Source organism: Arthrobacter wenxiniae (assembly GCF_013376105.1).
GTDB lineage: Bacteria > Actinomycetota > Actinomycetes > Actinomycetales > Micrococcaceae > Specibacter > Specibacter wenxiniae.
Genome location: NZ_JAAMFM010000007.1, coordinates 133076 through 143641 on the forward strand (window position 1 = coordinate 133076; position 10566 = coordinate 143641).

Sequence of the window (10566 nt, forward strand, 5' to 3'; positions counted from 1 at the left end):
ATGATCCAGGAATTCAAGTTGCCGGACCTCGGTGAAGGGCTGACCGAGTCGGAGATTGTCAGCTGGCACGTTGCCGTGGGCGACACCGTGCAACTCAATCAGGTCATCGGCGAGGTTGAGACCGCCAAGGCCGTTGTTGAACTGCCCTCGCCCTACGCGGGCATCGTCACCGCCATCACCCACGAGCCGGGGACAACTGTTGAGGTCGGCGAGGTCATCATCGCCTTCGAGGTGCCCGCCGAAGGTGGGCCGGCAGCCGAAGCCGTCGACCCGGCCCAGAAGCGCGTGCCGACGCTTGTCGGGTACGGCGCAGATCCGGAGTCGTCCAAGCGGCCGGCCCGGCGCGCCCGTGCGTTCGCCGCAACCTCGACCACCACCATGCCGCAGCCTGCCGCCGAAGCGGCACCCGCCGTTGTCGCGGCCCCTGTGCAGGCCCGCGTCCAGGCGGACCGGCCGCGGTCCACGCCGCCGGTGCGGAAGCTGGCGCGGGACATGGGGATCGACCTGGCCGAGCTGGTGGGCTCGGGGGAGCGCGGGCTGATCACCCGCGACGACGTCCTCTCCTTTGCCGGGGACCCGTCGCAGGGTGCCGGGGTGGCGGCCACGGCGCCGTCCGCGTCCGCAGTGGGCACCCCGGCCGGCGCGGGCAACGCCGCCAGGGAGGTGCGGACCCCCATCAAGGGCGTGCGGAAATTCACGGCGGCCGCCGTGGCGAAAAGTGCGTTCACGGCCCCGCACGTCACGGAATTCCTGACGGTGGACGTCACGGCGGGCATGGAATTCCTGGCGAAGCTGCGTGCCAAGCGGGAGTTCTCCGACGTGAAGCTCACGCCGCTCACGCTGGCCGCCCGGGCCGTGTGCCTGGGGATTGCGCGGCAGCCGTCGCTGAACTCGCGCTGGGACGAGGGGGCGAAGGAGATTGTCACCATGAACTACGTCAACCTGGGCATTGCCGCCGCCACGCCCAGGGGGCTTGTGGTGCCCAACATCAAGGATGCCCAGCTGTTGGGCATGCACGGGCTGGCCGCGGCGGTCGGCGAGCTGGCCACCGTGGCGCGGTCCGGGAAGACACAGCCCGCGGACCTGGCCGGCGGGACGTTCTCGATCACCAACATCGGCGTCTTCGGCATTGACGCCGGCACGCCCATCCTGAACTCGGGCGAGGCCGGAATCCTGGCCCTGGGAGCCGTGCGGAACACCCCCTGGGAGCACCAGGGGGGCATTGCGCTGCGGCAGGTCATGACGCTGAGCCTGTCCTTCGACCACCGGCTGGTGGACGGGGAGCAGGGTTCGCGGTTCCTGGCGGACGTGGGTGCCGTCATGTCCGACCCCGCCATGGCGCTCGCACTGTCCTGAACTGCCGCTTTCATGCAATCATCGTCCTCTGGAATAGCTGCCCAAGCGGACGTATATTTGTACTGACCCCCACTTTGGGAGCCAACTGAAGGGAAACCTAAGGAGGTTGGTATCAATGAAGAAGTGGAACCGCTGGCAAGATTATGTTGCCGTGATTGCAGGCCTGTACGCCGCGCTGTCAACATTGTGGACGACGCAGCAGGGCAGTTCCATGGTCATGATGATCGGTTGCGGAGTGCTGCTGATCATTGCAGGCGTTTGGAACCTGATGAGCCCCGGGACCCCCGTGGCCGAATGGGTCCAAATGGTACTTGGGGCGTTGCTGTTCATCTCTCCCTGGATCGCCGGATACTCCGGCCACATGGGGGCGGCATGGACCTCCTGGATTGCAGGTGCCGTAGCACTCGTTGCGGGCGTTCTGGCAGTCCAGCCAAGCATGCGCCAGCACACCGTGGGACACGACAAGGGCCTGCCGGCTCACTAGATTCATTACTGCGAAACCAAGAAAGCGCCGGGAATCCCGGCGCTTTCTGCGTGGCCGGGGGTTCGCCGGCATCGGCGCGGTTCGTCAGCTCCCGGCCAGCCCGTTCCAGGCCATCGCCTCCAGCACGGGGCGGGCGCCCGAGGCGCCGGGGCGGCGCCCGTGCAGGGCAACGCTGTGCGGGGTGGAGTTGATGAGGCCAAACACGGCGTGCGCCTGCAGGCGCCGCATGTCGGCGCCGCGGTCCGGGTACAGCCTGCCCAGCACCTCAACCCACAGTTCCACGTAGGCGCGCTGCAGGATGCGCACCTGCCTGCGGTCCTCGGTGCTCAGGCTGTCAAAGTCCCTGTCCTGGACGCGGATCACATCGGGCTTGGACAGGGCAAAGTCCACGTGGAAGGCGACCAGCGCGCGGAGGGTGGCGGCGTCGTCGTGCCCGGCGGCAAGGGCGGCGCGCCCGCCGGCCAGCAGGTCCTCGCTCACGCCCACCAGGAGGGCTCCCAGCAGGGCCTGCTTGCCGCTGAAGTGGCGGTACACGGCCGGCCCGCTCACGCCGGCGGCCGAGCCCAGGTCCTCGATGGACACGCCGTTGAAGCCCCGCTGGGCAAAGAGGGCGGCGGCGGAATCGAGCAGCACGGTGCGGCGGTTGGCCTTGGCCTGTGTGCGCGCGGTGGCGGGGGATTCGCTCATGTTCTTCCTTGTGCTGGACATCACGGAATTCACGGACTAACCTGAACTCAGTTAATAACCATTAACTTAGCATGCGGATGCGGACGGTGTCAGGCCCCGCAGCGGTGTGGCCGGCCGAGGAACGGATTACTTGTCGATGGAGACTTTGCAAAGCCGCGTGGAACCGGGGGCGGAGGCGTTTGCGCGCAACTGCGAGGCGCAGCGCGGGCTGGTGGCCGAGCTCCGCCGGCGCCTGCACGCCACGGCGCTGGGGGGGACGGAAAAGTCGCGTGAACGCCACGTGGCGCGAGGGAAGCTGCTTCCGCGCGAGCGCGTGGACCGGCTGCTTGACGACGGCAGCCCGTTCCTGGAGATTTCCCCGCTGGCGGCCAATGGCATGTACGACGACGCGTCCCCGGGGGCGGGGCTCATCGCCGGCATCGGCGTGGTCCACGGCCGCCACGTCATGGTGGTGTCGAACGATGCCACCGTCAAGGGCGGCACCTACTACCCCATGACGGTCAAGAAGCACCTGCGCGCGCAGGAGATTGCGCTGGAAAACCGGCTGCCCTGCATCTACCTGGTGGATTCCGGCGGAGCGTTCCTGCCCCGGCAGGACGAGGTGTTCCCGGACAAGGAGCACTTTGGCCGGATCTTCTTCAACCAGGCCCAAATGTCCGCCCGGCGGATCCCGCAGATCGCCTCGGTCATGGGCTCCTGCACGGCGGGCGGTGCCTACGTGCCCGCCATGAGCGATGAGACAGTGATCGTGCGCAACCAGGGCACCATCTTTCTGGGCGGCCCGCCACTGGTGAAGGCTGCCATCGGCGAGATCGTCACGGCGGAGGAACTGGGCGGCGGCGACGTCCACGCCCGCATCTCCGGAGTGGTGGACCACCTGGCCGAAAATGACGAACACGCCCTGCAGATTGTGCGCGACATCGTGGCCACCCTGCCGGAAAACCCGGCCCCGGCGTGGGAAGTCGGCCCCGCGGCCGAGCCGGAGGCGGACCCGGGGGGGCTGTACGGCGCCGTGCCCACGGACCTGAACACCCCCTACGACATCCGCGAGGTCATCGCCCGCATTGTGGACGGCAGCCGCTTCCATGAATTCAAGAAGAACTACGGCACCACCCTGGTCACCGGCTTCGCCAGGCTGCACGGGCACCCCGTGGGCATCGTGGCGAACAACGGGGTGCTGTTCAGCGAGTCGGCCCTGAAGGGCGCGCACTTCATCGAACTGTGCGACCAGCGCGGCATCCCGCTGGTCTTCCTGCAAAACCTCAACGGCTTCATGGTCGGCAAGGACTACGAACAGGGCGGCATCGCCAAGCACGGCGCCAAGATGGTCACCGCCGTCGCCACCGCGCGCGTGCCGAAGCTGACAGTCATTGTGGGCGGCTCGTTCGGCGCCGGCAACTACTCCATGTGCGGCCGCGCCTACTCGCCGCGGTTCCTGTGGATGTGGCCGGCCGCACGCATCTCCGTCATGGGCGGCAACCAGGCATCCTCCGTGCTGGCCACGGTCAAGCGGGACCAGCACGAAAGGCGCGGCGAGGAATGGTCCGCCGGGGACGAGGAGGCCTTCAAGGCGCCCATCAAGGCCCAGTACGAGGACCAGGGCAGCCCCTACTACTCCACGGCCCGGCTCTGGGACGACGGCGTCATTGACCCGGCGGACACGCGCACCGTGCTGGGCCTGGCCCTGGACATCTGCGCCCGGACACCGCTGCCGGAAACCTCCTTCGGCCTCTTCAGAATGTGAGCCACCCCATGACCCCCTTGTTTGACACCGTACTGGTGGCCAACCGCGGCGAAATCGCCTGCCGCGTCATCCGGACCCTGCGCGCGCTGGGCATCCGCTCCGTCGCCGTGTATTCCGTGGCCGACGCCGGAGCGCGCCACGTGCGCGAGGCCGACGAGGCGCTGTGCATCGGCCCGGCCGCGGCCAGCGAAAGCTACCTGAACATCGACGCCGTCCTGGCCGCCTGCCGTGAATCCGGCGCGCAGGCCGTCCACCCCGGCTACGGCTTCCTGTCCGAGAACCTGGCCTTTGCCCAGGCGCTCGCGGACGCCGGCATCACGTTCATCGGCCCGAACATCGAGGCACTGAACGTCATGGGGGACAAGATCCGCTCCAAAAACCATGTGGCCGCCGCGGGCGTGCCCGTGGTCCCCGGCATCGCCGAGCCGGGCCTCAGCGACGCGGACCTGATCGCGGCCGCCTCGGACATCGGCTATCCGCTGCTCATCAAGCCCTCCGCGGGAGGCGGCGGCAAGGGCATGCACGCCGTGTGGTCGCCGGAGGAACTGCCGGCCACGCTGGCGACGGCCCGGCGCGTGGCCGCCAGCTCCTTTGGCGACGACACCCTGTTCCTGGAACGGCTCGTCTCGACGCCGCGGCACATCGAGGTGCAGATCCTCGGTGACAATTACGGCAACGTCATCCACCTGGGCGAACGTGAATGCTCCCTGCAGCGCCGCCACCAAAAGGTCATCGAGGAGGCCCCGTCGCCGCTGCTGGAGTCCCTGGGCGACGGCGGGGCCACGCGGGAGCGCATAGGCGCGGCGGCCTGTGCCGCCGCCGCCAGCGTGAACTACACGGGCGCCGGCACGGTGGAGTTCCTGGTCTCCAATGACAACCCCGAGGAATTCTTCTTCATGGAGATGAACACCCGGCTGCAGGTGGAGCACCCCGTCACCGAGCTGGTGGTCCTGGCCGACGGCCGGCCACTGGACCTGGTCGCCTGGCAGCTGCGCATCGCAGCGGGGGAGAAGCTCACGGTGGCCCAGTCCGGCATCGAACTGGCGGGCCACGCCGTGGAGGCGCGGGTGTATTCGGAAAACCCGGCGCAGGGCTTCCTGCCGTCGGCCGGCGCCGTGGCCCTTCTGGACGAATCCGTGGCCTCCCGCGACGGCGTGCGCGTCGACAGCTCGCTCCTGCCGGGCCTGGAAATTTCCGCCAACTACGATCCCATGCTGGCCAAGGTCATCGCCTGGGGCGCGGACCGGGCCCAGGCACTGGCGCGGCTGGACGCGGCGCTGCGCGACTACGTGGTGCTCGGCGTGCCCACCAACGTCGAGTACCTGCGCCTGCTCCTGGCCGACCCGGACGTGCAGGCCGGGCGGCTCGACACCAACCTGATCGAACGCAAGCTGCCCGAGCTGTCGTTCCGCCAGCTCGGGCCGGCCGAGTACGCCGCCGCGGCGCTGTGCGCACGGGGCCCGGTGGACGGGTCGGCCGACACCCCGTGGTCACGCACCGACGGGTGGCGGCTGGGCGATCCTGCCCCATGGCGGGTGTCCTGCGCCGGTCCCGGCCGCACCGACGTGGTGACGGTCAGCGGCACGCTGGGGTCCGGCGTCGTACGGGTCAGCCTGGCGGGCGGGACCACCGGGCATCCGGCGCGGCTGGAGGGCCTGCATGACAACGTGATGACGCTGTTGTGGGACGGGGAGCCGCGCCAGTACCGGGCGGTGCTCCAGGACGGCGCCGTGGTCCTGGGCAGCGGCGGCTGGACGGCCCGCATCCCCGTGCTGACGCGCGAGGAAGCCACCGCGCGCATGCTGGCCGGGATTGATCACGAAGACGCGGCGGCGGACCCCGAGGTGCGCAGCCCCATGCCCGGCACCGTCACGGTGGTCAACGTCAAGACGGGCGACCGCGTCGAGGCCGGCACCGTGCTCCTCGCGGTGGAGGCCATGAAGATGGAGCACCAGCTCACCGCGGCCCTGCCCGGAACCGTGCACCTGGGCGTTACGGTGGGCGCCCTGGTCAAGGCCGACCAAATTGTCGCCACCATAGAACCTTCCGAGGGAGAAAACATTGCCTGATTTTGAGCTCAGCGACGACTACCAGGACTTGAGCGACACCGTCCGCGACTTCGCCGACAACGTGGTGGCGCCCGTGTCCGCCATGCACGACGAGGAACACAGCTTTCCCTACGAGGTGGTCAAGCAGATGGGGGAAATGGGCCTCTTCGGCCTGCCATTCCCCGAGGAATACGGCGGCATGGGAGGCGACTACTTCGCCCTCGCCCTGGCGCTGGAACAGCTGGGCCGCGTGGACCAGTCGGTCGCCATCACCCTGGAGGCAGGCGTGTCGCTGGGCGCCATGCCCGTGTACCGTTTCGGCACCGAGGCGCAAAAGCTCCAGTGGCTGCCGTCGCTGGCGGGCGGCGAGGCGCTGGCCGGCTTCGGCCTGACCGAGCCCGACGCCGGCTCCGACGCCGGGGGCACCACCACCCGTGCGCGGCTGGAGGGCGGCGAATGGATCCTGGACGGCCACAAGCAGTTCATCACCAACTCCGGCACGGACATCACCAGGTTCGTCACCGTGACGGCCGTGACCGGCACCTCCGAGCGCCACAACGGGTCCATCAAAAAGGAGATCTCCACCATCCTGGTGCCCAACGGCACGCCCGGCTTTACGGTGGAGAAGCCATACAACAAGGTGGGGTGGAACGCCTCCGACACCCACCCGCTGACCCTTGTGGACGTGCATGTTCCGGAGGAAAACCTGATCGGCGTCCGGGGCCGCGGCTACGCGAACTTCCTGTCGATCCTGGACGAGGGCCGCATCGCAATCGCGGCGCTGGCCACGGGCTCGGCGCAGGGCTGCGTGGACGAGGCCGTCAAGTACGCCAAGGAGCGCACCGCCTTCGGCCACAACATCGGCCACTACCAGGGCATCTCCTTCAAGATCGCGCGCATGCAGACCCGCGCGCACACCGCCCGCCTGGCGTACTATGACGCCGCGGCCCGCATGCTGGCCGGGAAACCGTTCAAGACCGAGGCGGCCATCGCTAAGATGGTCGCAAGCGAGGCGGCCATGGACAACGCCCGCGACGCCACACAGGTGTTTGGCGGTTACGGGTTCATCAACGAATTCCCCGTGGCACGCCACTACCGCGACTCAAAGATTCTCGAGATTGGGGAGGGAACCACGGAAGTCCAGCTCATGCTCATAGCCCGCGACCTCGGCCTGTGACCAAAGGTTCGCCGCCAGCCCGAGTCCAACGAAGTGTGAAAGATACTAGCGATGATTAACAAAGTGGTTGCATCCGCTGCCGCAGCCGTCCACGACATCCACCACGGCGCGTCCCTGGCCGTGGGCGGCTTCGGCCTGTGTGGCATACCCGTGGCGCTGATCAAGGCCCTGCATGACGCCGGCACCCGCGAGCTGGAAACCATCTCCAACAACTGCGGCGTGGACGACTGGGGCCTGGGGGTGCTGCTGACCGACGGGCGCATCCGCCGCACCGTTTCCTCCTATGTGGGGGAGAACAAGGAGTTTGCCCGCCAGTTCCTCGCCGGCGAGCTTGAGGTGGAGCTGACACCGCAGGGGACCCTGGCCGAGAAGCTCCGTGCCGGTGGCGCCGGCATCCCTGCGTTCTACACCGCGGCCGGCGTGGGCACCCAGGTTTCCGAGGGCGGCCTGCCGAGGAAGTACGACGGCGCCGGCGGCGTTGCGATTGCCTCCGAACCCAAGGAGGTGCGCACCTTTGGGGGTGCCGACTTCGTGCTCGAGGAGTCCCTGACACCCGACTTCGCGCTGGTCCATGCGTGGAAGGGGGACCGCCACGGCAACCTGGTCTTCCACGCCACGGCCATGAACTTCAACCCGCTGTGCGCCATGGCCGGAAAGATCACCATCGCCGAGGTGGAGGAGCTGGTGGAACCCGGCGAGCTGGACCCCGGGCACGTCCACGTCCCGGGCATCTTCGTCCAGCGCGTGGTCCACGTCCCGGCTGGCACTCCCGGCAGCGAAAAGCGTATCGAAAAGCGCACCGTCTCGGATCCGGTGGCCGGGTCCCCGGTGGTCGAGCCTGTCCAGACCCAGACGAAGGAGGCCTGACCATGGCACTGACACGCAACGAACTGGCCGCCCGGGTGGCGCGGGAGCTGCACAACGGGCAGTACGTGAACCTTGGCATCGGCATGCCCACCCTGATCCCGAACTTCATCCCGGAGGGGGTGGAGGTGGTGCTGCATTCGGAAAACGGAATCCTCGGCACCGGCCCCTACCCGCTGGACGCGGACGTGGACCCGGACCTGATCAACGCCGGCAAGGAAACGGTCACCGTCAACAAGGGCGCGGCGTTTTTTGATTCCGCACTGTCGTTTGGCATGGTGCGCGGCGGGCACGTGGACGTTGCCGTCCTGGGTGCCATGCAGGTGGCCCAAAACGGCGACCTTGCCAACTGGATGATCCCCGGCAAGATGGTCAAGGGCATGGGCGGCGCCATGGACCTGGTGTTCGGCGCCAAGAAGCTGATTGTCATGATGGAGCACACCGACAGGGCGGGAAACCCGAAGATCCTGGAACGCTGCACCCTGCCGCTCACGGGCAAGGGCTGCGTGGACCTGATTGTCACGGACCTGGCCGTCATCGAGGTGACCCCGGACGGGCTGGTCCTGAAGGAACTGGCCCCGGGCGTGACCGTGGAGGAAATTGTGGCCGCCACCGGCGCGCCGCTGAACCTCGAGATGCACGACCTGGACAACGTATGAGCGGCGAGCCGGTGGTCGAGCCCGCCGAGGCCAGGGTGGTCACGCAGAGGGGACTCTACTACGGGGAGCTGGAGACCGGCGTCGTCTACCAGCACCGACCCGGGCGGACCATGACGGAGACGGACAACGTCCTGTTCACCACGATGACCATGAACACCCAGTCCCTGCACCTGGACGCGGCGTGGAGCGCCACGCAACCGTTTGGCCAGCGGCTCATGAACTCCATGTTCACGCTGGCCACCATGGTGGGGCAGTCGGTGGCGCAGCTGACACAGGGCACCATCGTGGCGCAGCTGGGGATGAGCGACATTTCCTTCCCGGCCCCGCTGTTCCACGGCGACACGCTGTACACGGAGACGGTGGTAACGGAGAAGCGGCTCTCTTCCTCACGCCCCGGGCAGGGCATCGTGACCATGGTCCACACCGGACGCAACCAGGACGGCACAGTGGTGGGCAGGGCCAGCCGCACAGCCCTGTTCTGGCTCATGCCCGAGCAAGACGCCGCACTCGCACAGTAGAAGGAGCACCCCCATCAGAGATCCCCACACAACCCTTGCCATGGGTCCGGCCCTGCTGTTTGCCCCGGCCGACCGCCCCGAACGGTTTGCCAAGGCGGCGGACCGTTCCGACGCCGTCATCCTGGACCTGGAGGACGCCGTTGCTCCCGGGGCCAAGGCCCAGGCGCGTGAAAACATGGTCAACAGCACGCTGGACCCGGCAACCACCATGGTCCGGATCAACGCCTTGGACACCGCCGACTCCCGCCTCGATCTCGCCGCCGTCGACCGCAGCAGCTTCAACACCATCATGGTGGCCAAGGCATCGGACGTTGACATCATCGCGTCGCTCACCGGCTACCAGGTGGTGGCCCTGTGCGAGACCGCTGCGGGCATCCTGGCCGCACCGAGGCTGGCCAAACTGTTCAACGTGGTTGCCTTGATGTGGGGCGCCGAGGACCTCGTGGCGTCACTGGGAGGCACGTCCAGCCGCTATGCCGGCGGCCCCAAGGCTGGCAGCTACCGTGCGGTGGCAACGCACGCGCGCTCGCAGCTGCTGCTGGCGGCCGGTGCGGCCGGGAAGCTGGCCATTGACTCCATCTACGCGGACATCCCCGACCTCGACGGGCTGGCGGCTGAGGCGGACGACGCCGCGGCGAGCGGCTTTGGTGCCAAGGCATGCATCCACCCCAGCCAGGTGGCGGTGATCCGGGACGCCTACCGGCCAGGGGAGGGCGAGGTGGCCGCGGCGCGTGAACTGCTGGCCGCAGCCAGGGACGCGGGCACCGGGGTTTTTGCCTTCAAGGGACAGATGGTGGACGGTCCCATCCTGCAGCACGCAAGGCAGACCCTCCGCCGCGCCGGCCACTAGCAACGCTCGGTTGGAATCGGGGCGTTTCTTGGCAACGCTCCCGCAGCAGTCATGGCCATGGTGTGCCCCGGGCCGGACTCGAACCCACGAACAAGAGAAACTCGGGACTCTCATGCCAGCAGCCGTCGATCTCCATCAAAAACTGCTGGTTTCGGGGGAGCGCGGGACAACAGGGTCCC

At 68.1% G+C, this 10566-nt stretch carries 10 protein-coding genes; 9 read left to right on the forward strand and 1 reads right to left on the reverse strand.

Annotation, left to right across the window (positions count from 1 at the left end):
• Together G6034_RS07405 and G6034_RS07410 are read left to right on the forward strand one after the other, a co-directional pair.
• Entirely contained in the window at positions 1-1356 is a 1356-nt protein-coding gene (locus G6034_RS07405; RefSeq protein ID WP_176634454.1) for a dihydrolipoamide acetyltransferase family protein, read from the forward strand.
• A gap of 115 nt (positions 1357-1471) precedes the next feature.
• On the forward strand, positions 1472-1840 hold the full coding sequence (locus tag G6034_RS07410; RefSeq protein ID WP_176634455.1) for an SPW repeat protein: 369 nt from the start codon (positions 1472-1474) through the stop codon (positions 1838-1840).
• A gap of 84 nt (positions 1841-1924) precedes the next feature.
• Here G6034_RS07410 and G6034_RS07415 read toward each other — a convergent pair whose 3' ends face one another.
• A complete protein-coding gene (locus G6034_RS07415; protein WP_176634456.1) occupies positions 1925-2527 on the reverse strand; it encodes an SACE_7040 family transcriptional regulator in 603 nt (200 codons plus the stop codon).
• Between the two features lie 136 nt (positions 2528-2663).
• Between G6034_RS07415 and G6034_RS07420 the strand changes: the two genes are divergently transcribed.
• The 7 genes from G6034_RS07420 to G6034_RS07450 are packed head-to-tail and all read left to right on the forward strand — an operon-like array spanning position 2664 to position 10387.
• Positions 2664-4271, forward strand: coding sequence for a carboxyl transferase domain-containing protein (locus G6034_RS07420; protein WP_176634457.1), 1608 nt, complete (start codon positions 2664-2666; stop codon positions 4269-4271).
• 8 nt (positions 4272-4279) lie between these two features.
• Positions 4280-6340 (forward strand): acetyl/propionyl/methylcrotonyl-CoA carboxylase subunit alpha, encoded by a 2061-nt coding sequence (locus G6034_RS07425; protein WP_176634458.1) that lies wholly within the window; start codon positions 4280-4282, stop codon positions 6338-6340.
• A complete protein-coding gene (locus G6034_RS07430) occupies positions 6333-7496 on the forward strand; it encodes an acyl-CoA dehydrogenase family protein (protein ID WP_176634459.1) in 1164 nt (387 codons plus the stop codon). The genes G6034_RS07425 and G6034_RS07430 overlap by 8 nt, the downstream gene beginning before the upstream one ends.
• 51 nt (positions 7497-7547) lie before the next feature.
• The gene (locus tag G6034_RS07435; RefSeq protein ID WP_176634460.1) at positions 7548-8363 is read left to right on the forward strand and encodes a CoA transferase subunit A; all 816 of its coding nucleotides are present in this window, start codon (positions 7548-7550) and stop codon (positions 8361-8363) included.
• A 2-nt stretch (positions 8364-8365) separates the two neighbouring features.
• Positions 8366-9019 carry a CoA transferase subunit B gene (locus G6034_RS07440; protein ID WP_176634461.1) on the forward strand — a complete coding sequence of 218 codons (654 nt, stop codon included), beginning with the start codon at positions 8366-8368 and terminating at the stop codon, positions 9017-9019.
• Positions 9016-9537 carry a MaoC family dehydratase gene (locus tag G6034_RS07445; protein ID WP_176634462.1) on the forward strand — a complete coding sequence of 174 codons (522 nt, stop codon included), beginning with the start codon at positions 9016-9018 and terminating at the stop codon, positions 9535-9537. The genes G6034_RS07440 and G6034_RS07445 overlap by 4 nt, the downstream gene beginning before the upstream one ends.
• A 40-nt stretch (positions 9538-9577) precedes the next feature.
• Positions 9578-10387 (forward strand): HpcH/HpaI aldolase/citrate lyase family protein, encoded by an 810-nt coding sequence (locus tag G6034_RS07450; protein WP_176634463.1) that lies wholly within the window; start codon positions 9578-9580, stop codon positions 10385-10387.
• Positions 10388-10566 lie beyond the last annotated feature (179 nt).